Annotated in this window: 23 protein-coding genes and 5 pseudogenes; 23 read left to right on the top strand and 5 right to left on the bottom strand. The window is 42.1% G+C overall.

The features are described from left to right. The first annotated feature begins 10 nt into the window (after window positions 1–10). The 3 genes and pseudogenes from M2444_RS24360 (at window position 11) to gshAB (ending at window position 4583) form a co-directional block, all read left to right on the top strand. Window positions 11–726 (top strand): annotated as a pseudogene (locus tag M2444_RS24360) (NAD(P)/FAD-dependent oxidoreductase). A gap of 160 nt (window positions 727–886) precedes the next feature. Then, complete coding sequence (locus M2444_RS24365; RefSeq protein ID WP_038696148.1) at window positions 887–2230, top strand: MATE family efflux transporter; 1344 nt, start codon at window positions 887–889, stop codon at window positions 2228–2230. Between the two features lie 25 nt (window positions 2231–2255). Then, entirely contained in the window at window positions 2256–4583 is a 2328-nt protein-coding gene (gene gshAB, locus M2444_RS24370) for a bifunctional glutamate--cysteine ligase GshA/glutathione synthetase GshB (RefSeq protein WP_038696150.1), read from the top strand. Between the two features lie 178 nt (window positions 4584–4761). On the opposite strand, the pseudogene M2444_RS24375 reads toward gshAB, so the two are convergent. Continuing rightward, window positions 4762–4872, bottom strand: a pseudogene (locus M2444_RS24375) (N-acetyltransferase family protein); the annotation flags it as partial. Between M2444_RS24375 and pstB the strand changes: the two are divergent. The 6 genes and pseudogenes from pstB to M2444_RS24405 form a co-directional block, all read left to right on the top strand. After that, window positions 4870–5067 (top strand): annotated as a pseudogene (gene pstB / locus M2444_RS33635) (phosphate ABC transporter ATP-binding protein); the annotation flags it as partial. The pseudogenes M2444_RS24375 and pstB sit on opposite strands and share 3 nt — an antisense overlap. Before the next feature lie 92 nt (window positions 5068–5159). Further along, window positions 5160–5423, top strand: a complete 264-nt coding sequence (locus tag M2444_RS24385) for a hypothetical protein (RefSeq protein WP_038696152.1) — start codon at window positions 5160–5162, stop codon at window positions 5421–5423. 67 nt (window positions 5424–5490) lie between these two features. Then, window positions 5491–6198: a response regulator transcription factor gene (locus tag M2444_RS24390; RefSeq protein ID WP_054940680.1), complete on the top strand. Its 708-nt coding sequence runs from the start codon at window positions 5491–5493 to the stop codon at window positions 6196–6198. Continuing rightward, the gene (locus M2444_RS24395) at window positions 6188–7540 is read left to right on the top strand and encodes a sensor histidine kinase (RefSeq protein ID WP_038696154.1); all 1353 of its coding nucleotides are present in this window, start codon (window positions 6188–6190) and stop codon (window positions 7538–7540) included. Before M2444_RS24390 ends, M2444_RS24395 begins: the two co-directional genes overlap by 11 nt. A gap of 14 nt (window positions 7541–7554) precedes the next feature. Then, window positions 7555–7773 (top strand): SHOCT domain-containing protein, encoded by a 219-nt coding sequence (locus tag M2444_RS24400; protein ID WP_052098472.1) that lies wholly within the window; start codon window positions 7555–7557, stop codon window positions 7771–7773. Window positions 7774–7940: 167 nt separating this feature from the next. Next, window positions 7941–8132, top strand: a complete 192-nt coding sequence (locus M2444_RS24405; protein ID WP_038696158.1) for a hypothetical protein — start codon at window positions 7941–7943, stop codon at window positions 8130–8132. A 179-nt stretch (window positions 8133–8311) separates the two neighbouring features. Here M2444_RS24405 and M2444_RS24410 read toward each other — a convergent pair. Further along, a pseudogene (locus M2444_RS24410) lies at window positions 8312–10234 on the bottom strand (FAD-dependent oxidoreductase); the annotation flags it as partial. Between the two features lie 2 nt (window positions 10235–10236). Then, window positions 10237–10518: an ArsR/SmtB family transcription factor gene (locus M2444_RS24415; RefSeq protein ID WP_038696160.1), complete on the bottom strand. Its 282-nt coding sequence runs from the start codon at window positions 10516–10518 to the stop codon at window positions 10237–10239. A gap of 320 nt (window positions 10519–10838) precedes the next feature. On the opposite strand from M2444_RS24415, the pseudogene M2444_RS24420 reads away from it, so the two are divergent. Then, window positions 10839–10940 (top strand): annotated as a pseudogene (locus tag M2444_RS24420) (sulfurtransferase TusA family protein); the annotation flags it as partial. Window positions 10941–11309: 369 nt separating this feature from the next. Here the strand turns inward: M2444_RS24420 and M2444_RS24425 are convergent. Continuing rightward, on the bottom strand, window positions 11310–11588 hold the full coding sequence (locus M2444_RS24425; RefSeq protein ID WP_052098476.1) for a ferritin family protein: 279 nt from the start codon (window positions 11586–11588) through the stop codon (window positions 11310–11312). Between the two features lie 465 nt (window positions 11589–12053). Between M2444_RS24425 and M2444_RS24430 the strand changes: the two genes are divergently transcribed. From M2444_RS24430 to M2444_RS24490, 13 genes are all read left to right on the top strand, one after another. Then, window positions 12054–12611, top strand: a complete 558-nt coding sequence (locus M2444_RS24430) for a sulfurtransferase TusA family protein (RefSeq protein ID WP_038700920.1) — start codon at window positions 12054–12056, stop codon at window positions 12609–12611. A gap of 47 nt (window positions 12612–12658) precedes the next feature. Further along, the gene (locus M2444_RS24435; protein WP_038696162.1) at window positions 12659–13054 is read left to right on the top strand and encodes a DsrE/DsrF/DrsH-like family protein; all 396 of its coding nucleotides are present in this window, start codon (window positions 12659–12661) and stop codon (window positions 13052–13054) included. A gap of 19 nt (window positions 13055–13073) precedes the next feature. Next, window positions 13074–14222, top strand: coding sequence for an MBL fold metallo-hydrolase (locus tag M2444_RS24440; RefSeq protein WP_038696164.1), 1149 nt, complete (start codon window positions 13074–13076; stop codon window positions 14220–14222). Between the two features lie 16 nt (window positions 14223–14238). Then, entirely contained in the window at window positions 14239–14466 is a 228-nt protein-coding gene (locus M2444_RS24445) for a sulfurtransferase TusA family protein (protein ID WP_038696166.1), read from the top strand. 302 nt (window positions 14467–14768) lie between these two features. Next, on the top strand, window positions 14769–15557 hold the full coding sequence (locus M2444_RS24450) for a sulfite exporter TauE/SafE family protein (RefSeq protein ID WP_038696168.1): 789 nt from the start codon (window positions 14769–14771) through the stop codon (window positions 15555–15557). Window positions 15558–15649: 92 nt separating this feature from the next. Beyond that, window positions 15650–16123: a DsrE/DsrF/DrsH-like family protein gene (locus tag M2444_RS24455; protein ID WP_038696170.1), complete on the top strand. Its 474-nt coding sequence runs from the start codon at window positions 15650–15652 to the stop codon at window positions 16121–16123. A gap of 71 nt (window positions 16124–16194) precedes the next feature. Then, window positions 16195–16464 (top strand): metal-sensitive transcriptional regulator, encoded by a 270-nt coding sequence (locus M2444_RS24460; RefSeq protein ID WP_038696171.1) that lies wholly within the window; start codon window positions 16195–16197, stop codon window positions 16462–16464. Between the two features lie 47 nt (window positions 16465–16511). Then, the gene (locus tag M2444_RS24465) at window positions 16512–16820 is read left to right on the top strand and encodes a rhodanese-like domain-containing protein (protein WP_038696172.1); all 309 of its coding nucleotides are present in this window, start codon (window positions 16512–16514) and stop codon (window positions 16818–16820) included. Between the two features lie 206 nt (window positions 16821–17026). Next, complete coding sequence (locus tag M2444_RS24470) at window positions 17027–17344, top strand: rhodanese-like domain-containing protein (RefSeq protein WP_038696173.1); 318 nt, start codon at window positions 17027–17029, stop codon at window positions 17342–17344. Between the two features lie 30 nt (window positions 17345–17374). Continuing rightward, the gene (locus M2444_RS24475; protein ID WP_052098478.1) at window positions 17375–17770 is read left to right on the top strand and encodes a rhodanese-like domain-containing protein; all 396 of its coding nucleotides are present in this window, start codon (window positions 17375–17377) and stop codon (window positions 17768–17770) included. Window positions 17771–17780: 10 nt separating this feature from the next. Beyond that, window positions 17781–18152, top strand: coding sequence for a rhodanese-like domain-containing protein (locus M2444_RS24480; RefSeq protein ID WP_038696174.1), 372 nt, complete (start codon window positions 17781–17783; stop codon window positions 18150–18152). Between the two features lie 117 nt (window positions 18153–18269). Further along, window positions 18270–18959, top strand: a complete 690-nt coding sequence (locus tag M2444_RS24485; protein ID WP_232380839.1) for a response regulator transcription factor — start codon at window positions 18270–18272, stop codon at window positions 18957–18959. Then, the gene (locus tag M2444_RS24490) at window positions 18946–20025 is read left to right on the top strand and encodes a sensor histidine kinase (protein ID WP_052098479.1); all 1080 of its coding nucleotides are present in this window, start codon (window positions 18946–18948) and stop codon (window positions 20023–20025) included. The genes M2444_RS24485 and M2444_RS24490 overlap by 14 nt, the downstream gene beginning before the upstream one ends. Before the next feature lie 99 nt (window positions 20026–20124). Here M2444_RS24490 and M2444_RS24495 read toward each other — a convergent pair whose 3' ends face one another. Beyond that, on the bottom strand, window positions 20125–21564 hold the full coding sequence (locus tag M2444_RS24495; RefSeq protein WP_038696179.1) for a bifunctional metallophosphatase/5'-nucleotidase: 1440 nt from the start codon (window positions 21562–21564) through the stop codon (window positions 20125–20127). Between the last annotated feature and the right edge of the window lie 291 nt (window positions 21565–21855).

Genomic DNA, 21855 nt, shown 5'->3' on the forward strand with positions numbered 1-21855 from the left:
GTGAGAAGTCATGTACAAGTCAATAATTATAGGAACAGGTCCCGCAGGGTTGACTGCAGCTATTTATTTAGCTAGAGCTAACCTGAATCCGCTTGTTACTGAAGGACCACAACCGGGGGGGCCAATTAACATTAACTACAGAAGTAGATAATTTCCCAGGATTTGTTGATGGAATAATGGGTCCCGAACTCATGGATAACATGAGAAAACAAGCGGTTCGGTGCCGAGTTTATGAATGGCTGGGTCAATGATGTTGATTTTTCGTCTCGTCCATTTGTAGTGAAGGTAGAAGGACTTGGTCAATTGCAAGCTGAATCCAGTATTCTCTCTACAGGTGCGTCGGCGAATTTGCTCGGTGGCATACCTGGCGAAAAAGAGAATATTGGCCGTGGTGTAAGTACGTGTGCAACGTGCGATGGGTTCTTTTTCCGTAACAAAGAAGTAGTTGTTGTGGGTGGGGGAGATTCCGCAATGGAAGAAGCAAATTTTCTTACCAAGTTCGCTTCCAAAGTGACGATTGTTCACCGGCGGATGAACTGCGAGCTTCGAAGTTCATGACAGATCGATCTCGATCCTGTTGGATATATTCGTGTGAAACCCGGAACAACCGAAACGAACATCCCTGGCGTATTTGCTTGCGGAGACGTACAAGATCCGAAGTACCGTCAGGCGATTACTGCAGCAGGTACAGGGTGTATGGCTGCTCTAGACAGCGGAAAGTTTTAGAAGAAGATGCCGCTTATACAAAATCAGTCACATATTCTGGATAATATATAAGTTTATGCTTATGAATGTATTGATTTTGACTAAAAAAGACATCACTTTTTATTCGAACGACACTTGTGGTCGGTTTTCATATTACATTAGGAGCAAGAAGGAGTAGCAGATGAAGGGCACAAATGATTTAACCCAAGGTCCAATAATGTCTACTTTAATGAAATTGACACTCCCCATCATTGCTACCAATTTCATATCTACAACCTATGGTCTTGTCGATATGATCTGGGTTGGAGGGCTAGGAAGTGGTCCGGTTGCTGCAATTGGTACAGCAAGCTTCTTTATTAATTTAGCGATTGCTTTATCGACCATGATAACAATTGGTACAGGAATCAAGGTTTCACATTGTATGGGATCCGGTAAGATAGAACAAGCTTATTCATATGTAAAGAACGGATTTGTAATGTCTGTTGTATTAGGACTGCTCTATATGGTTTTTATTATTTCGACCCAGGACCAGCTTATAGGCTTCTTCGATCTTGGAAATGAAGTTGAGTTAATGGCGAAGCAATTTCTAATGATTTCGATCGTGGGGGCCGTCTTTTCAATACTTAATACCTTATATGCAACCGTTATGAATGCGATGGGGAACAGTAAGCAACCATTTTATATTTTTTCAATGGGTCTCATTTTAAATATCATTCTTGATCCATTGTTAATATATGGAGTAGGCAGTTTAGAAGGTTGGGGAGTTGCAGGTGCAGCTATTGCTACACTAACGGCCAATTTATTAGTGACCTTGCTGTTTATCATAAAAACAAAAAAATTAGACCTTATCTCTAAACAGTCGGTAAGGAATAGCCGTCTCATGATAGAAGTCATTCGATTGGGAATTCCGATTTCGATTCAACGGATCACCTTTACGATCATATCGATCATTATGGCCAAGATCATAGTCGGTTGGGGGGCTGAGGCCATTGCTGTTCAAAAGGTAGGTATTCAAATAGAATCAATCTCCTATATGACGATCGGTGGTCTGCAAGGGGCTATTGCAGCTTTTTTTGGACAAAATTATGGAGCACGTCGATTGGATCGAATACAGCAGGGCTATCGAAAGGCGTTGCTGATGACCACAATATTCGGTGCTTTCATTTCGTTCATATTTATCTTATTTCCTCAGCAGCTCTTCTCGGTATTTCTAACTGATGAAACGAGCATGAAGCTCGGAACAGATTACATGCGAATTATCGGTTTTTCTCAGTTGTTTATGTGCATGGAACTGATGACAGTTGGAGCATTTAACGGTATTGGTAAAACATATATTCCGCCAATATTCAGCATTTTATTTACTGTATTAAGAATACCCGTGGCTTTGCTCTTATCGGAACCGTTTGGATTAAATGGGGTGTGGATGTCGATTGCGCTAAGTAGTGTTTTTAAGGGTATTATTTTGGTCATCTGGTTTAGAAAGTCTTTGCGTAGCATTCATAAATCGCTTGCAGTTTCTGAATAAACATAGAAAAAGGACGGTCATAAATATGAACTGGTTGAATCGTGAACTTGTACAGATTGTTATAGACAATGCACTTCAAGATGATCTAATTCGAGGTCGATTTGGTTTAGAAAAAGAAAATGTACGGGTCGACCAAGAGGGGAAACTTGCCCTTACGCCCCACCCTAAAGCTTTTGGGAGTAAAACAGAAAATCCTTATATTCAAACGGATTTCTCAGAGAGTCAAATTGAAATGATCACTCCTGCCTTAGACTCGATTGAGGAGACGTATCATTTCATGGAAGCCTTGCAAGACATTGTTTCTTTAGAATTGGAAGGGGAGTTTTTGTGGCCAAGCAGTAACCCTCCTATGCTACCCGAAGAAGAAGAAATTCCTATTGCCAAAATGAGCGATCCTGTTGCGGACGATTATCGAAAGGAATTGGCGGATAAATATGGTCGTAAAAGACAATTGTTAAGCGGAATACATTATAATTTCTCATTTGATGAGAAACTCCTTGTGAGGTTATACGAAACTCAGGGACACTACAAAGACTTCAAGGAGTTCAAAGATACGGTTTATTTTAAAGTAGCCCGTAATTTGTTAAGATACCGGTGGTTGCTCATTTACCTAACAGGGGCAAGCCCTGTTTTTGATAATACGTATATTGAGAAATGTGTTAACTTAGCGGACTCACTTGATAAAAAAAGTTATTATTTCCCAATGATGAATTCACTTCGGAACAGTATGTGTGGCTATCGAAATGAAAAATTGTATTATGTCTCTTTTAATTCAGCCACAGAGTATGTTCATGATTTAAACAGATTGATTCAACAAAATGAACTATTAAGTGTAAAAGAATATTACAGCCCTGTCCGTATTAAAACCTCAAAGGGAACTAATCCAGTTCAAGACCTTGTAGAAGAGGGAGTGGCATATTTAGAACTTCGATTTATCGATATCAATCCACTTCACAAGATAGGAATAAGCATGGAAATGATGTCCTTTATCCATTTGTTTATTCTCTTTATGCTGCTTAAAGTAGATGAATCCTATAACAAGGAAGATCAAAGGATTGCTGCTGTTAACCAAGATCAAGTGATAATGGAAGGAATAAAGGGGTTTTTAAACGAGTCCGAATATTGTCAGCTCACCATGGAGGAAATGGCGCTTTCTTTTATCAATGAGATGAAAGAAATGGTGGAGCTTTTGTTTCCTGGAAACGAGGATTATCGTAAAATAATAGATGGTGAAAAGCAAAAGATTCTCCATTCCGAGCTAAATGCGGCATCTATAGTGAAGAAGGAAATACAAGAATCGTCCTTTTTGACGTACCATCTGGATAAAGCAAAAAAATACGCTGAAGAAAGTATTCATAATGGTTACCGATTTACAGGATATGAGGATCTCGAATTATCAACTCAACTACTCTTAAAGGCAGCAGTGAAGCGAGGAATACGATTTGAACTGATGGATCGGGAGGAGAATTTCGTACTGCTTTCACAAGGAGATCATAAAGAGTATGTGAAGCAGGCTACGAAAACTGCCTTGGACTCCTATAGTACTGTGCTAATTATGGAAAATAAGGTTGTTACAAAAGACATTCTTAATCAGCATGGAATCCGTGTACCCTCTGGAGAAACCTTTCAGAATTTAGATGAAGCAATGTCCAGTTACGATACGTATCGTAGCACTCCAATTGTAATTAAGCCTAAATCAACTAATTTTGGGTTAGGCATTACGATCTTCAATCGAGATTACTCAAGAGAAGATATGGAAAAAGCGTTTAAAATAGCTTTCACACACGATAAGACGGTCCTTCTTGAGGAATTCATAACAGGTAAGGAATATCGCTTTCTGATCATGGGAGACCAGGTCGTAGGAGTTCTACATCGTGTCCCTGCAAATGTCATTGGAGACGGAATCCACACGATCGAACAGCTTGTTCACGAGAAGAATAAAAACCCGCTTAGAGGTAAAGGATATAAGACTCCTTTGGAAAAAATTCAGTTAGGCGAAGCAGAAGAGATGTTTTTAAAGAACCATGCTATGAGTTGGAACGATATACCCCAATTAGGAGAAATCATCTATCTGAGAGAGAACTCGAATATTAGTACGGGAGGAGACAGTATCGATTTTACTGATGAAATACCGAACAGCTATAAAGATCTTGCCATTCAATCAGCTAAAGCTGCAGGAGCGACCATATGTGGTGTAGATATGATGATTGATTCTATAGAAGAAGCAGCGAACGATACCAATTACAGCATAATTGAACTAAACTTCAATCCAGCAATTCACATTCACTGTTACCCATATATCGGGAAGAATAGAAAGGCAGATGAAAAAATTCTGGATCTATTGTTCTGTTAGTTAAATACTTTCGAAGAGATATATCTTGCTCTAACCTTCCTGATGTTTATAGGGACTGTATTATCGGTAACGTACATGATCCTTAAACGGATCCAGTGTCCGATTACCTAAAATATCCAGTACTTGTAATATAAAAAAACGTGGAAAGAATCGGTTTCCTCCACGTTTTTTTTTCAATTTAAAGCAGTTTCTCCATAATCATCACATCAATGAATTCCCCATCCATAATACCTTCCTTCTCAAAAACACCAACCTGCCGGTATCCCATTTTCTGATATAATCCTATACCTTGCTGCGAACCATTAATCGAATGAATGACCAAATTCAGGATATGAGAGTGGAAGGGGATATTCAGATTTCAGGGTACTCCATATATGAAAAAGGGATACGAACAGAAATGCTGCGTAAGCGTGTGGGCATGGTGTTCCAATTGCCGAACCCGTTCCCCATGTCGATTTATGATAATATTGCCTATGGCCCCCGGTTTCCTTTTGCTATCTTCATAACTTCTTCACAAGCTGCAAATTGGTTCTTCATAACTCTCTTATATAGTGTAACTATAAGGAGGAGATACAAATGAAGAAACTTTGGATTGGATTATCGGCATTGGTACTGGTTATGGGGATTGGCACCGCTGGCGCTTACGCTGCAACAGCAAACAATGATAAGAACAACAGCGGCTTTTTCGAAAAAATGCTGCCCTTTGCCAAACAAATGCACCCCAACCTGTCAGAGGAACAAATCAAGCAAATGCATGAAAATTGCAGTACATCAAGCGGGAATGGAATGTCAGGAATGATGCAAAATTCCCAATATCGCAGGGGTATGATGAACTTCTAATCCGATCATGATAAGATAAGACCTCATAGAAATGAGGTCTGTCTCATTTTTAACTACAAAGTAGGTGATGAAGTTCGTGAAAATTTTAGTGGTGGATGATGAAGAGAATATCCTGCAGGTCATTAAGGCTTATTTGGAAAAGAATAATTATATTGTGTACGAAGCCGATACAGGAATAGGCGCGATTCATCTATTTGAAACCTTACAGCCCGATCTGATCGTACTGGATTTGATGCTTCCGGATATGACCGGAGAGGAAGTATGCAGAATGGTACGTAAATCATCGAACGTTCCGATTCTCATGCTGACTGCAAAAAGCAGTGAGGACGATATGGTAAATGGTCTCATGATTGGGGCCGATGATTATATAACCAAACCATTCAGCCCAAGAGAGCTGCTCGCTCGGGTGATTAGTCTTTTAAGAAGAACCAATCAGCGGGAACAAGGGAATATATCACTGCTGTCATATGCCCAAGGCTGTTTAACAATAGATTCGGAACGTTATGAGGTGAGAATTCACGAGGAACCCGTATCCCTCACCCCTATGGAGTTTAAGCTGCTGGAAATTTTAGCGAAGCATCCGAAGAGAGTGTTCTCACGACTAGAGCTGGTTAACCTTACCCAAGGTGACACCTATGAAGGATTCGAGCGAACCATCGATGTTCATATCAAGAATATTAGACAAAAAATTGGCGATGACCCTAAACACCCTGTTTTTATTGGTACAGTGTTTGGAGTGGGGTATAAATTCTTGGTGAGTTCGGATGAGAAATAGAGGCGGATTGAGCAGAAAGCTTCTTATATCCCATGCCGGTGTAGCTCTTGCTGCGCTTCTGTCTATTGTTCTGCTTGTCAACTTAGTAATGAACGTTTCGTTCAACCAATATCAGAAAAACCAGGAGCAGGCGGAAATACAAAGTCTACTGGACGATCTAAAAGACGCTTATCATGAGTCTACCGGCCAATGGAATACAAATGTATGGATGATCATTTCGCATCAGGCGATGGTAAGTGACTATATCGTTCGTGTATACGACAAAGACCACCAATTGATTTGGGACACTAGCCAAATGGGGATGCAAAGACAAGTTGATTCCCAGCCTATGCAAGACACCATTACAAAAACAATCGTAAAAGGCAATCAGCAGATCGGGACAATGGAATTTCAACCAGTGAACGAAACATCGCAAAGCCTAAATCAGCAGTTTCTACGAATGTTTAATACATTGTTATGGGCAGCAATGCTTCTTGTCATTGCCGGGACGTATCTGTTTAGCCGGTATTTGGCCAAAAGCATTAGCCAGCCTCTTTTAGAGATCAAAGATATCGCTTCGCGAATGAGGGAGGGAGATCTCACTTCCCGGGTTGTAGTTATCAATCAAAATACAGAGATCGATGACGTGGGGCGTGCGCTCAATCATTTGGCTGACGGGTTGGAGAAGCAAGATCAGTTAAGGAAATTACTGACTGCTGATGTGGCGCATGAGCTGCGAACACCCTTAACAACAATACAAAGCCATTTGGAAGCTTTTCAGGACGGCATTTGGGAACCGACGCCGGATAAACTACAAGTGTGCCATGATCAAGTCCTGCGGCTGGTCCGGCTCATCAGTGATTTGGAAAATCTGGCTGCCGTAGAGAATCCAATGGTTCAGCTGAAGACGGAAATCGTATCTCTTAACGATATTGTAGAGAAGTCGTTAAATACAGTATCCAGCCAGTTTAGGGATAAAGGACTTTCAGGTGACCTGATAAGTACAAATGACGTTTGGATCACAGGGGACCGTTCGCGGCTCGTTCAGGTATTCGTAAATCTGATAAGCAATGCATTCAAATATACGAGTTCTGGAAGTATTCATATTGAAGTGTTAAAAGAGAAAGCAGAGGGCGTAGTCATCGTATCCGATACCGGAATGGGAATACCTGAAGATGAACTTTCCTATATCTTTGAACGTTTTTACCGCGGAGAGAAATCAAGGAACCGGAAGACTGGCGGAGCCGGAATCGGACTTGCCGTTGTACAAGCGATTGTGAAGGCTCATGCCGGATCTATACATGTTGAAAGTGAGATCAATAAGGGGACAACTGTCCGAGTCCGTCTTCCATTAATTCGATGAAAGGAAGATACACAATGATGATGGGGTATGGTTTTGGGTTCGGTATGTTTGGATTGGTCATCAATTTTCTGTTGATCTTAGGTGTAATCTATTTGGTGATAAAATGGGTTAGGGGGGAAGGGAATTCACGTTTTAATGACAATACTCCAGAGAGAATCTTGGATGTACGATTTGCAAAAGGTGAAATCACGGAGGAAGAATATTTTCGGATGAAGAGCATTTTGCGGGATTGAAAACGTTAATGGAGATAAGGCAAAAGAACAAGGAGCCCTGCACTCTGTGAACGGCTCTTTTGTTATTTATGATTCTAGCTTGCCTTATTTAATACCTCATTTGATTCATCCCCCTCCTGGTTGTTTATAATTCTAAAAAGATCATCTTTTGAGGAGACGAGAAATATTTGCTCAGAAAGAATCTTATCCATCAAGCAATTCTAAACCGGATGCCTGTAAATATTCATTTGATCAGCGGTGAAACGTATTGTGTTGTATGTATGGATTATGAGAAGCCTGAAATGTTTATCATCATTACGGGGACAGCATCCGTAGCTGTTTTTTATTGGGCCATTAAGCGTGGTTACATTTACAAATAAGATCGAACAGACGGAAAGGAGCTGTACTTAATCAGATTGTCTCAATTCAGCGTATCTATTTAATCTTTAAAGCATATCACAAAGAAAGAATCTGCTACAGAAGTGGCAGATTCTTTCTTTGTAAATGATTCTTTTTAAGTCGTCTGCTAGGACTTACTTATGCTCGCATCATTGATGTTTCCTTTGCGGAGGTAAGCTTCGATGGTACCGTCGGCAAGCTTCGTCAACTGAACAAGACTGTTGCGGGACAGCTTTGCCCATGACTTGATATCTTCGAAAAATCCTTGGTCAGAAGCTGTTACCTTTAAGAGTTGCCCGTCTTGCAGTCGGTCGATACTCTTTTTTACTTGAACGATCGGACCTGGACAGCAAAGGCCACAGGCGTCAATGACTGCATCAGCATTCAAATTGTCAGCTACAGATAATTTTTCATTTGAAGCCGTATTTTTATTTTGCGGAACATATTTGCTGATCTGATATGTTTTGTAACCACCTGTCAGATTCTTCACATTGAAACCCTTTTGTAATAAGATCCGGGAAGCAGTGTAGCCTCTCAAGCCAACCTGGCAATAGACCCATATTTCCTTGCTGGGATCAAGTTCATCCAGACGATTACGCAGCTCGTCGACAGGAAGGTTTATAGAACCCTCAATATGTCCGTTCGCATGCTCAAGTTCGCTTCGAACATCCACCAACATGGTACTGTCCAAATTCCGGCCGGCCAAATCCCCTGGTACAAATACTTCAGTCATTCCATTAATTACATTCTCAGCCGTGTAACCGGCCATGTTAACCGGATCTTTGGCTGAGGAATATGGGGGAGCATAAGAGAGCTCCAGTTCAGTTAAATCCGTAACCGTACCCTTAAAGCGGATCACAGTGGCAATATCGTCGATTCGTTTATCCACCCCGTCATAACCAACAGCTTGTGCACCCAAAACTTTGCCATCCTCGTTAAAAAGAAGTTTTAAGGATAGCGGAGTGGCTCCTGGATAATAGGAAGCATGGGAGTTTGGATGTACATAGACAACACGATACGGGATGCCGAGCCGCTGCAAAGTTTTCTCGTTATTCCCGGTGGATGCACCAGTCAGACCGAAGACCTTAATAATGGATGTGCCTTGGGTCCCTTTATAAGTGGTACCTAATCCGCTGACATTGTCCGCAGCAATGCGTCCTTGTTTATTGGCAGGTCCTGCCAATGGAACGGCTGCCTTATGTCCGTTAACAAAATCCACGATCTCAACAGCATCTCCTACTGCGTAAACATCATTTAGATTCGTTTCCATTCTTTCGTTAACCAAAATATGCCCTCTAGGTCCGAATTCAAGGCCGCTATCTTTCAGGAAAGACGTATCCGGCGCAACACCGATGGCCAGCAGGACTATCTCGCTTCGTAGAACCGTACCGCTTGCAAGATGGACCTGTATTTGCTCTCCAGACTCCTCGAAGCTCTGCACCATGTCGGAGAAAATTAGATTTACTCCATGATCTTCCAGCTCTTTGGACAATATGGCTGACATTTCGGAATCGAAGGGAGCCAACAGTTGAGGGCCAGCCTCGATTAGTGTTACTTCTAACCCGGCTTCCTTCAGATTTTCCGCCATTTCTACTCCGATAAATCCGCCGCCGATTACCACTGCTGAACGTGTTCCTTCTTCACTAACCTTAGTTTTGATTTTGTCTGTATCGGGAATGTTCCGTAATGTGTGAATTTTGGAACTCTCTATCCCGGGCAGAGAAGGTCGGATTGGTTTTGCACCTGGTGACAGAATCAGAGCATCATAGTTCTCCTCGTAAGAGCCTCGTTCTTTACTTTGTACAATAACTTTCTTACCAACAGGGTCAATAGAGATCACTTCACTCTGGATGCGAACATCAATATTGAAGCGCTTATGCATGGCTTCAGGCGTTTGTACTAGCAATTTGGAACGATCCTGTATAGAACCTCCAATATAGTAGGGAAGACCGCAGTTGGCAAAAGAAATATACGGGTCCCGTTCAAACATTACAATATGTGCTTCTTCATCCAATCTGCGCAAACGAGCTGCCGCTGAAGCGCCTCCTGCTACTCCGCCTACGATCAATACTTTTTTATTCATGTTTATTCTCCTCCTAATATTTGTATCAGATGTTTTATTCTTTCGTCTTTAACGGAATAAATGATCTTCAGTCCATTTTTCTCTGTCTCCACAATACCTAAAGATCTAAGCTTCTGGAGATGTTGGGAAACTGTTGATTGTGGAAGTTCCAAACATTCCTGCATGTAGGTCACATTGCAACTTCCATTATCGATGATTCCTTTTACAATACATAATCTAACCGGATGGGCTAGGGCCTTTAATAATTCAGCCGCCTGAGCATAGGCTTCAAATTGTTTTTCCATTGACTGAGAGATCACCTCGATTCATTAAAACGTTATATCGTAATATTATGATATAGAGATATAAAATACAATCCATCCATTGTGTCGAATATATGGCAGGTTGTGTGCATGGGTCAAAGTAGTTAATTTTCTAATCCATTGCTTCATCTATGAGCAAGATTATTCGTGTTTCTATTCTGCATTATCCAAATTAATAAAAAATCAGTTGCTTACAAACACTATTGACAAACGAGTTTATCACATTTATGATAAGTCCACACCAATACCCATACGGGTATATTTAATAGTTGAATTACTTCAAGGAAGTACTAAAATTGCCAATGATTAAAGCAGATCAATCACTGGATTGCAAAGGACTGGCATGTCCAATGCCAATCATGAAAACAAAAAAAGCGATGGACCAACTTGAAGCGGGTCAGGTCCAAAGTTTAAATATTTCATCTTTGAAAAAGTTCTTCTTACGAAACGGACATTATACATATATAAATGCTCCGCCTATTATGCTAGGTGGTAGGACGAAGTACCATTCCTGGTTCAATTCATGTCCTTACTCATAGCATGATGCTGACAGTTCATAAATTGCTAAGCATCAACTGAAACATTGAAGCGTGAGGCTGCTCGTCATGCATGGCATGCATAAAATGCATTTGAATCGGGCGATCGGTAGCTCTGTAGGCAATGTCTTGGTAGAACGCGGCCGCTTCTAATTCATCCTGAATTGCAGTTCTGACACCTTCTTGGAACGTCCTTGGCATTTTACCGGCGGGGATTTGCGGCGGTTGTCCTCCCAGTCAGCTCAGTATCATGGTGAACCAACGATAATGCTTAGCTTCGTCCCTTTGAATATGCAGAATGGTCTGTTTGGTCTGTTCATTCGGTGCTAATTCGGCCAGCTTTTCATAAAACCAATAGGCATGTGCCTCCCCGATAATGGCTTTGGAGATATCAGGAATAAGAATTGTATTTCTAAAAGCCATTCCTCCATGCATGCCCATTTCTCCGCCCATACCTCCTTGCCCCATTTGTCCCCCCATAGCTCTAAATCCATCTTGATAACCCATCTGATACATCAGCATTTCCTCCAGATCGTTAGTATAATGTAACGTATGCCGTGCCCATTTTATTTGAGTCTATTTACGTTGAAATTTACTAAAACCATGGAGGAATTGTAAGTAGATCGAGAATGTCGTCGCTTAATAAGATGCGCATTCTCTTTTTTATTTAGAAAATCTATAAAGAAAGTGAATGAGCTATATAAACAGAATGTCCACATAGAGTTTTAGTTTCTGGAGACCAAAGGAAAATTTTATTATCCGTATAAGCTCGAACAGATGTTGACAATAAACACTCAAGATCGTAGTATACTAATACGGGTATCGGTATTGTGATAAAAATCATATCATTACCGCGCATTCGTTGTTTTAAAAGTCGAAAGTTATCATCCGGTTTAGGACAGACTAACCGTGACTGCACTTAAATGTGTATCTATAACCCAATACAAGGAGGATCCTACATTGCCGGAAATTAAAACAAACATGACCCTTGATTGCAAAGGGCTCGCATGTCCAATGCCTATTGTAAAGACCAAAAAAGCGATTGATCAACTGGAGGCTGGTCAAGTCATTGAAGTCCAGGCCACAGATAAAGGATCTCTTGCTGACATTCAAGGTTGGGCTAAGAATACAGGCCATCATTATCTCGGTACTGTAGAAGAAGGGGATGTGTTTAGACACTTCATCCGTAAATCCAGACCAACTGAAGTAAAAGAAGAAAAAAAGCATCCTCATATCGTTTCCAATGAAGATTTATCCAAAAAACTGGCAGCGAACGATAAAATTACCGTTATTGATGTCCGGGAGCCTGCTGAATATTCGTTCAACCGAATCCCCGGAGCCATTTCAATTCCGCTCGGTGAGCTTGAGAATCGTATCCAGGAGTTGAACCTGGAAGATAATATCTATGTTGTCTGCCGGACGGGAAGCCGCAGCGATATGGCTTGCCGTATGCTCAGCGAAAAAGGATTCAAACAAGTGAAGAACGTCGAGCCAGGGATGTCGGGTTGGACGGGGCCTATGGAAAATGCAGAGAAGTAAATCATCTAATAAAGATCTACAAACTAAACTATACGGAGGTTATTAACATGAGTACAAAAGTAGCGATTATTGCAAGCAATGGTGGTTTGTTTGATGCCTATAAAGTCTTTAACATCGCAACGGCTTCTGCGGCAACCGATGCGGAAGTAGCGATCTTCTTCACTTTTGAAGGGCTGAACCTTATTCACAAGCAGGCGCATCATCAACTGCCGCTCCCGGCGGGAGCCGAACACTTCGCCGAGGGGTTCAAGAATGCCAATATTCCATCGATTCCCCAGCTTGTAGAGATGGCACAGGAGTTGGGTGTCAAGATCATTGCCTGTCAGATGACGATGGATGTTATGAACTTGAAGAAAGAGGACTTTATCGAAGGCATTGAAGTAGGCGGGGCCGTAACTTTCCTGGATTTTGCCAAAGATGCCAACGTAAGTCTGACATTCTAATCCAAAGGAGGATTCAAACATGAATGCAGCACCAAATATAAAAATCATGAATGCCAAAGAATTGACTCGAATCGTTCTGGCTAAAGAAGAATTGTTTATTTTGGATGTGCGTAACGAAAGTGATTTTAATGATTGGAAAATTGAAGGCGAGAGCGTGGATATCATCAATATCCCCTACTTTGATCTTCTGGATGGTGTAGACGAAGCTCTGGATCAAATTCCGGATGGCAAAAAACTGCTCGTTGTATGTGCAAAAGAGGGTTCTTCCAAGTTTGTTGCCGAGCAGATTGTAGAGGCCGGCCGGACGAATGTGCACTATCTGGAAGGCGGTATGAAAGCTTGGAGCGAACATTTGGAACCAGTGGAAATTGGTGAATTGAAAAATGGCGGCTCTTTGTATCAGTTTGTCCGGATTGGTAAAGGCTGCCTGTCTTACATGGTCGTATCCCAAGGGGAAGCTGCCATGATCGATACCCTTCGGATGACGGATGTATTTGAACAGTTTGCGAAAGAAAAGGGAGCGGTGATCAAACATACGCTTGATACGCATCTGCATGCTGACCACATTTCCGGCGGACGCAAACTCGCGGAACAAACTGGCGCCACGTATTGGCTGCCTCCTAAAGATGCAACAGAAGTCACCTTCGCTTATGAGAAACTTGAGGAAGGCCGTGATATTTCCGTAGGATCTACGACCATCCGGATTCAACCGGTATATTCGCCCGGTCATACGATCGGGAGCACCTCTTTTATTGTAGACGATCAATATTTGCTGACAGGCGATATCCTGTTCATCGAGTCGATCGGACGCCCCGATCTGGCCGGTAAAGCGGAAGACTGGGTCGGCGATCTGCACAATACGCTCTATAGCCGTTATAAAGAACTTTCGCAAGATCTTATAGTTCTGCCTGCACACTTTGGCAAGGTTACCGAACTGGGGGCAGGCGGCCGGGTGATGGCGAAACTGTCGGAGCTGTATCAGAATAACCCCGGCTTGAACATTCAGCACGAGGAAGAATTCCGCCGCACAGTCACCGAAAATCTGCCTCCGCAGCCAAATGCCTATCAGGAAATTCGTCAGACCAATATGGGGAAAATAACACCTAGCGAAGACGAGCAGCGGGAGATGGAAGTCGGTCCCAATCGCTGCGCGGTTCATGACAAATAAGAGGAGGAATATATAAATGAAAACAGACATTGTAGTTGATACTAAAGGAATGGCATGCCCGTTGCCTATTGTAAAGGCAAAGAAGGCTTTGGACGGATTGGAATCCGGGCAAGTTATGGAAGTTCAGTCGACAGATAAAGGCTCCATTAACGATTTCCAAGCATGGGTCAAGCAGACGAAACACGAACTTCTGAAGCATGAAGAAGACAACGGCATCTATAAATTTTTTGTAAAAAAGGTGTAGAGCAGGATAAGCGAACACGCCTGATGTGTTCGCTTATTTCAAGCCTTTATAGGTAACCCTCACTCCAAGTGTACAGTAGGCTTCTTCTCTATAATGACCTTGGGGACAGGATTTGGTAGCGCACGCGAAATTGCTTTCTGCCTGAAGTCTTTCCTGGCACACAGGGCATGTATCGGTGAACCATTTTTTTAATACCATCAGCATACTTTTATACCTCATTTCCTATGTGGTAACTATGTTTTAATTATAACCTGACTTTTGCGGATCGTATACAACAAATTCACACGATAAGGAGGCAGATTATGGATCCCTTGCTAATGATCATCATGGTTGCGCTTGGATTGATCGGCTCTTTCTTTTCAGGTTTACTTGGGATCGGAGGAGCAATTATTAACTATCCACTGCTGCTTTATGTGCCCTCTCTTCTCGGAGCGGCCCAATTTAATGCGCATGAAGTGTCATCGATCAGTATGTTCCAGGTCTTTTTTGCTTCATTAGCAGGAGTGTTGGCTTTCCGGAAAAAGAGTAAAACGGGGCCTTCTCTCGTGAACAAACGGCTCGTTTTATATATGGGCACCAGCATATTGGCTGGCAGTTTGATCGGAGGTTTTGTCTCAGGAATGCTTGAAGGGGACATCATTAACCTGATTTATGGCATCCTGGCTGTTCTAGCCGTGATCTTGATGCTGATACCGGGCAAAGGAACGGAAGAGAAGGGGAAGGATCTACAATTTAATACCTTCATTGCAATTGTATCTGCGTTTATAGTCGGAATTGTTTCAGGCATTGTCGGAGCTGGAGGAGCTTTTATTCTGATTCCGGTCATGCTCACTCTGCTCCACATTCCAGCCCGTACGACCATTGCGTCCTCACTGGCAATTGTCTTTATTTCAGCCATTGGCGGAGTGGTTGGTAAAATTACCGGAGGCGCTATTCCATTATGGCCGACACTATTTACTGTCATTGGCAGCTTGATCGGTGCACCGCTGGGTTCAAAAATAAGCGCCAAAATGAACGTAAAGCTGCTGAGATATGCTTTAATCATCCTTATCTCTTTAACCTCTGTTAAGATTTGGTCCTCTATCCTTTAGGAGGAACATGTATGAAAGATTATAAAATGTTCTTTATTCGTCATTATATACCCATAGGGGTAACTGTATATAAAAGGTGGGTCTAAATAAAAATGTCTGAACAATCTACAATTGTGCTCTTTAGCGGTGAACTCGATAAGGCGATTGCCGCTTTTATAATAGCTAACGGGGCTGCAGCTTATGATCATGAAGTGACGATTTTCTTTACCTTCTGGGGATTGAATGCCCTTCGCAAAGATGAGGTGATCCAAACCAATAAGAGCTTTCTTGAAAAAGCATTCGGCTGGATGATGCCGCGCGGCGCTAACAAGCTGGGTCTTTCTAAAATGAATTTCGGCGGGCTTGGACCCCAGATGATCAAGCATGTCATGAAGAAGCATAATGCATTGTCATTGCCACAATTGATTGAGCTTGCAAAGGAGCAAGGAGTCAAGCTTGTTGCCTGTACGATGACTATGGATCTTCTAGGTCTAAAACAGGAAGAACTGATGGACGGTATCGAATATGCAGGTGTTGCCGCTTATCTCGGCGATGCATCAAACGGAAAAGTCAACTTGTTTATATAGCGTGTATATTGAATGGTTTTGCTCTATACTATACCTATACAGGTATTGCTTATAAGAGGAGATGAACAGATATGGAATACAATTATCCCAATGAAATTAAAACCCGTTTGCGCAGAATCGAAGGACAGATTCGCGGCGTGCTGCGGTTAATGGATGAAGGTAAGTCCTGCAAAGAGGTCGTTTCACAGTTGTCTGCCATTCGCAACGCCTCCGATAGAGCGCTTGCTCAAATTGTGGCGGAGAATCTGCAGCAATGTATTTTGGAAGAACAAGCCAACGGTAATCCAGATCCGGGAAAAATGGTCAAAGAAGCTGTGGAATTGCTTGTTAAAAGCAGATGAGTGAGGAAAGACTACAGATAAACAAACACCAGGAGGATGAATACAGCATGGCTTATAAAGAAATGGCCCCTAGTGAACTAGCGAGCCGTCTTAACCAAGGTGAGTCGTTATCGGTACTCGATGTTCGTGAAGTCGAAGAATGGGAGGAAGGCCACGTTGCAGGCGCTAAGCATATTCCGCTCGGTGAACTGAATTTGAGACTGAACGAGCTTGACCCTGCACGTGAAACCATCGTGATCTGCCGCAGCGGGAATCGCAGCGGAATGGCTTGTGAGCTTCTAAACGATAAGGGATTTAAGGTTATCAATATGACCGGCGGTCTCCTTGCCTGGACTGACAAACTGGTTCGCGAATAAATACGAATATATTGATATTCAGCAGCAACTGAGGTTTCCAGCAGTTGCTGCGTTTCATTCATGGATGTGCAGAGTTCTGCATAACGAAAAAAATTGTTTACCAATAAGAAGCATTGAAAAAGTATCAATGGCAGGCTATAATACCCATAGGGGTATTAGTATTAAATTCAAATGCATTATCGATAATAAAAAGGAGAGAAAACCACATGGCATTTCAAATACCTAAAGCCGTCACACCACAAGAAGTAGCTGAACAAATACAAAAAGGAAAGTCGCTGAATGTATTGGATGTTCGCGAATTGGCGGAGTGGGTAGAGGGGCATGTTGAAGGTGCCAAACATATTCCGCTGGGCCAATTAATTGAACGGCACAAGGAATTAGATCGTGGCCAGGAGTTCATTATCATGTGCCGAAGCGGAAATCGCAGCGGTTTGGCTTGCGAGCTGCTGTATGAAAAGGGATATAAAGTAGTTAACATGACGGGTGGGTTAACCGTATGGAACAGCGTACTTGTCCGGGATTGATAAAAGAGTTTCATTAGAAGGGATATCCATATGATTATTTTCTATATAGCCAGTCTATTGGTGTTGTGGTGGATATTGATTCAGCTTTTGCCAGTTCCGTTCCTTACCTGTGTGAATCGCAAGGAATGGTCTCTATTGGAAGATCGGTGGTCCAAAGCGAAATTACTCGACGTTAGGGATACGAACGAGTACAGAGAGGGGCATATTCCCGGATCCATCAATATTTCTGTTGGCCGGCTGCCCGTTGTATGGAAAAAAGACCTTTCGGCAGAGGATGAAGTGATTATATTCTCGCACAACTGGCTGCAAAGAAAAAAAGCGGCGAGGATTCTGGCGAGAAGGGGATTTACCAGACTATACGCCGTTAAGGATTGTTTTCTTCCTCTGAATCGAGAGAGAGAATGTTATGAATATGATTGCAGGTAGGTGAAGGAAAATGAATAACTTTTTCTATATTATACTAGCGTTAGTTGTACTCTGGATTTTATACAAACAGTACGCGCCAGTGAAAGGTCTGCGTGCTCTTACACCGGAACAGTTTCAAAGCGAAGCCAAGGGAAACAAGGTGATCGACGTTCGGGAAATACATGAATATAAGCGGGGCCACATCAAAGGAGCCGTAAATATTCCCCTCAGCCAGCTTCAGCAGCATATAGACGAAATCCCAAAAGATTGTAAGGTTTTAGTGTATTGTCAGAGTGGGATTCGAAGCAAACAAGCCGCAAAGATACTTGTACGAAAAGGATTTTCCAGTGTAGCGGAACTACGTGGCGGGATGATGTCTTGGAAGGGTCCGACTCAAAAATAGACCTCAGTATACTTAACAAAACCAATGAGTTCGAACTCATTGGTTTTTCTTTATAGAAACTTAATAATGTTTCAATAATATATACTGTTAAGTCAAGTTCATATTAGGGAGGTTCTTGTGAAAGGTAAAACTGTGCTGGTTATAGAGGATGATGCTAAGATTCGAAAGTTGATCAGGCTTTATCTAGAAAATGAGGGTTACGAGGTATTTGAAGCAAAAGATGGAAGGGAGGGCAAGGAGGTATTTGAGAAACTGGATCCTTGCTTTGTAATTACTGATTTGATACTTCCTCACGTGAGTGGCGAGGAGATTTGTCAATGGATCCGATCCGATCAAAACAGTGATGTGCCGTTAATGATCCTAACTGCGAAGGTAGAAGAATCAGAACGGATTTGGGGATTACAAATGGGCGCGGACGATTATGTTACAAAACCCTTTAGCCCCAAAGAGGTCGTTGTCCGGGTTGAGACCATATTGAGAAGAACCGCAAACCGATGCAGCAAAATCAGTTATAGGGGGCTTACCTTGAAGCCGCTTCGGGGAGAAGCCAAATATGACGGAAAGATTGTTCCACTTACGAATCACGAGTTTCAATTATTGTATTTTTTCTTGCGCCATCCCAATCAAGTCTTGAACCGAAATCAAATTCTGCAAGAATTATATCCCTATGAGGAAAAACAGGTTATTGACCGGACAATAGACGTTCATGTCAGCAAGTTGCGCGAGAAACTTAATGGCGCAGGGGCATCGTCAGATATGATTGATACCATTCGTGGAATGGGGTATCGGTTCAATGGATATGAATAAATTATTCTTCTGGAAACGTCATCTGTCATGGAAACTAATGTTTGTGAACGGAATTGTCGTACTAATCGTGATCTGGCTTGCTGGTTTCTCCCTCAAAGACTTCGCGTGTGTCACTGTAGGACAATTCGAGACCGTTGGTTTAGAAACAACTCGAAGCTTTAATCAGGTCATGCAATTTTACTTATGGAGAGCGAGCTTCTTAGCCATCGTAGTTGGAGGCCTTGTTCACTTTTTCTTCGTGCGAAAACTGTTAACTCCTCTGAATATACTAACCCATTCGATACAGTCAGTAATGAAGGGAGAGCAGACTGAACCGATTACCCAGCAGGGCGAAGACGAATTAGGAAGGCTTATTCATCATTTTAATCATATGTCAGCGGTGCTGCATCGCGAAGAGCAGCATCGCAAACGGTGGATGAGTAACATTTCGCATGAGCTTCGGACACCTATAAGCAATTTAAATGGATATTTGGAAGCTCTTACAGAGGGGGTGATTGTGGGTGATCCGGTATTATACCGTTCACTATATGAAGAATCGCAGCATTTGTCTCGACTAGTGGATCAACTCCATTCCCTTTCTGTTTGGGAAGCGAAACAATTGACGGAACAGGAGAAGATGAATATCCAAATTGAAAAACTATGTAACCAGGTAGTCCAAAGTTTTTGTTTGGACGCTTCTAAGAAAGGTATTCACTTTCACAACGATATTGAACCCTACGAAATAAGAATAAACCCGCAAGGGATCAAACAAGTTATCACTAATTTGGTAGCTAACGCAGTCCTTTATGACATAGGGAAGGAAATATGGATACAAGGATCGGTTGCAAACGGAATTTACAAATTTTCAATTGCAAATTATGGGAGACCTATTTCGGAAGAGGCACAACCATTCCTTTTTGAACGTTTTGTGAAAGGCGATCCTTTTAGACCGCGTAAGGGTGATATCACAGGAACCGGGCTCGGTCTCGCAATTGTTAAGGAAATTGTTGAGCAGCACAATGGGGAAGTTGGCCTACAAAGTGACAATAGCAAATATACCTTCTGGTTTACTTTGCCGATATCCTAATAACTTTTATCATCACTGAGAGCGAATTTTCTTGTTTATTAGTTCAAAAGGGCATTTGCAAGGCAGGATGATTACTTCCTGCCTTTGTAATGCTTTCAATTATATAGAGATAATAAAGGGGCTATCATTAATTGTAATCTCTCCTTTGCGGGCAAAGTATTCTTTCAGGACATCATGAGCATGAACATTTTGCATTTTACGACTGACAGAATGTTTCATAAATAATTGTTCACCTGCACCGGCAATGCGGTATATTCGATCTCCTTGAACTAATTTTCCTTTTATCTCCATATGTTGTATCCGATGTCCCTGTGGATTGTATGGTTTATAGGCCATCATGAGGTTCGAGGAGCGTAAAATATAACCACCTTTCTGTTGGTAGGGATCGGCAGCGAATACTTGCTCCAAATTTCGTTCCAATGCTGAAAAAAGGGATGCACCATCCATCTCCAGAATAAAGAGTTCAGGATTCGTGGGAATCATATTGTATAAATCATTCATTGTTACGATCCCTGGTAATACAGGCGCCCCATATCTCCATCCGTGGGAGAAGGATACGTCGGCGTCCATGTGGGCTAAATACGCGTCGGTGATAAGGCGGTCCATAGGTGCTTCCTGAAGCGTCATTCTATGCAGCGGAGTACGGATTGTTCCAACCGCTTCTGATAACTGGTCTCGAAATGGAAATAATGATTCATCGATCATGAACTTCATTTCAGCGTCTTCTTCGTAACGATCCGCATAAATAGGAATAAGTTCATGCTTATAGTCCGTTAGTTTTCCTTGTTCAATGCTTACTACAAGCTTTCCAAGAAATGAACCGCTTGCCCCCGACTGAATAATGATGCAGCCTTTATGGATGATAGGCTGGCTAAGCCGATCATGACTATGACCGCTTAATATAATATCTATGCCAGGAACCTGAGAGGCTAACTTCACATCCAAGGGCAAGCCCAAATGGCTAACGACAATAATCAGATCCACTCGTTCTTCTTTTTTTAGTTTCTGAATCACTGCAGGCAAGTCCTCTGTTCCTAAAGAAAATGATAAATGACCAGAAAAGGAGGGGGGCATTGTTTCATGCACGTATGGGTATGTTAGCCCGATAATACCAAGTCGCAAGGAATCCGTTTCCTTTATGATATAAGGCTTAAACACATAACTATTATTATCTTTGTGTTTCAGATTGAAAGCAATCATTGGAAAGGCCAATCGTTGCTGAAGTTGCAGGAGCCGTTCGGAACCATATGCAAAATCCCAATTTCCAGGTACTGCTGCATCAATCTCCAATGCGTTGAGTAGAGGCACAATGGTGCTGCCTCGCGTAAGTACAGAAGGGCCCGTTCCATGAAGAAAATCTCCACTATCAACGAATAATACATTTGAATTGTTTTTTCTGATTTCTTTTACAATTCGGGCAATCCGAGCAAAACCCCCGGCTTGACGATATTCAGGAGCATCTCCTTTCCAAAAAAACTCCTCATGGGATTCTATATACCCATGCGTATCGTTTTGCTGAATAATGGTTAGTTGAGTCATTTTTTGAACCTCCCTTTTCTGAACAGTTATACATAAGATGTTCAAATCGCGGCACTTTATGTATAGTGTCTGGAGTGTAACTCATATCTCAAACAGCTATACAAATTTAACATTATACTTCATATACCCTGCGGGGTATGAAATGACTCAATAAGAAGGGTGACTATAATGAAAGAGAAAGTGCTGATTGTTGGCGGTGTTGCAGACGGAGCTTCGGCAGCTGCCCGGCTTAGACGCTTGGATGAAGAGGCGGAAATTTAATCTCGATGTTCGTATTCATAGTGAGGTATC

Origin of the sequence: Paenibacillus sp. PastF-3 (assembly GCF_029893135.1) — a bacterium.
Taxonomy (GTDB): Bacteria; Bacillota; Bacilli; order Paenibacillales; family Paenibacillaceae; genus Paenibacillus_AQ; species Paenibacillus_AQ nitricinens.

Bases quoted from the DNA above. Each gene is read 5' to 3' on its own strand.
- M2444_RS24475 (WP_052098478.1), top strand. From the start codon at position 17,375: ATGATTATTTTCTATATAGCCAGTCTATTGGTGTTGTGGTGGATATTG.
- M2444_RS24385 (WP_038696152.1), top strand. From the start codon at position 5,160: ATGAAGAAACTTTGGATTGGATTATCGGCATTGGTACTGGTTATGGGG.
- M2444_RS24465 (WP_038696172.1), top strand. From the start codon at position 16,512: ATGGCTTATAAAGAAATGGCCCCTAGTGAACTAGCGAGCCGTCTTAAC.
- M2444_RS24365 (WP_038696148.1), top strand. From the start codon at position 887: ATGAAGGGCACAAATGATTTAACCCAAGGTCCAATAATGTCTACTTTA.
- M2444_RS24445 (WP_038696166.1), top strand. From the start codon at position 14,239: ATGAAAACAGACATTGTAGTTGATACTAAAGGAATGGCATGCCCGTTG.
- M2444_RS24400 (WP_052098472.1), top strand. From the start codon at position 7,555: ATGATGATGGGGTATGGTTTTGGGTTCGGTATGTTTGGATTGGTCATC.
- M2444_RS24460 (WP_038696171.1), top strand. From the start codon at position 16,195: ATGGAATACAATTATCCCAATGAAATTAAAACCCGTTTGCGCAGAATC.
- M2444_RS24425 (WP_052098476.1), bottom strand. From the start codon at position 11,588: ATGTATCAGATGGGTTATCAAGATGGATTTAGAGCTATGGGGGGACAA.
- M2444_RS24495 (WP_038696179.1), bottom strand. From the start codon at position 21,564: ATGACTCAACTAACCATTATTCAGCAAAACGATACGCATGGGTATATA.
- M2444_RS24450 (WP_038696168.1), top strand. From the start codon at position 14,769: ATGGATCCCTTGCTAATGATCATCATGGTTGCGCTTGGATTGATCGGC.
- M2444_RS24390 (WP_054940680.1), top strand. From the start codon at position 5,491: ATGAAGTTCGTGAAAATTTTAGTGGTGGATGATGAAGAGAATATCCTG.
- M2444_RS24455 (WP_038696170.1), top strand. From the start codon at position 15,650: ATGTCTGAACAATCTACAATTGTGCTCTTTAGCGGTGAACTCGATAAG.
- gshAB (WP_038696150.1), top strand. From the start codon at position 2,256: ATGAACTGGTTGAATCGTGAACTTGTACAGATTGTTATAGACAATGCA.
- M2444_RS24440 (WP_038696164.1), top strand. From the start codon at position 13,074: ATGAATGCAGCACCAAATATAAAAATCATGAATGCCAAAGAATTGACT.
- M2444_RS24490 (WP_052098479.1), top strand. From the start codon at position 18,946: ATGGATATGAATAAATTATTCTTCTGGAAACGTCATCTGTCATGGAAA.
- M2444_RS24470 (WP_038696173.1), top strand. From the start codon at position 17,027: ATGGCATTTCAAATACCTAAAGCCGTCACACCACAAGAAGTAGCTGAA.
- M2444_RS24430 (WP_038700920.1), top strand. From the start codon at position 12,054: ATGACCCTTGATTGCAAAGGGCTCGCATGTCCAATGCCTATTGTAAAG.
- M2444_RS24480 (WP_038696174.1), top strand. From the start codon at position 17,781: ATGAATAACTTTTTCTATATTATACTAGCGTTAGTTGTACTCTGGATT.
- M2444_RS24395 (WP_038696154.1), top strand. From the start codon at position 6,188: ATGAGAAATAGAGGCGGATTGAGCAGAAAGCTTCTTATATCCCATGCC.
- M2444_RS24435 (WP_038696162.1), top strand. From the start codon at position 12,659: ATGAGTACAAAAGTAGCGATTATTGCAAGCAATGGTGGTTTGTTTGAT.
- M2444_RS24415 (WP_038696160.1), bottom strand. From the start codon at position 10,518: ATGGAAAAACAATTTGAAGCCTATGCTCAGGCGGCTGAATTATTAAAG.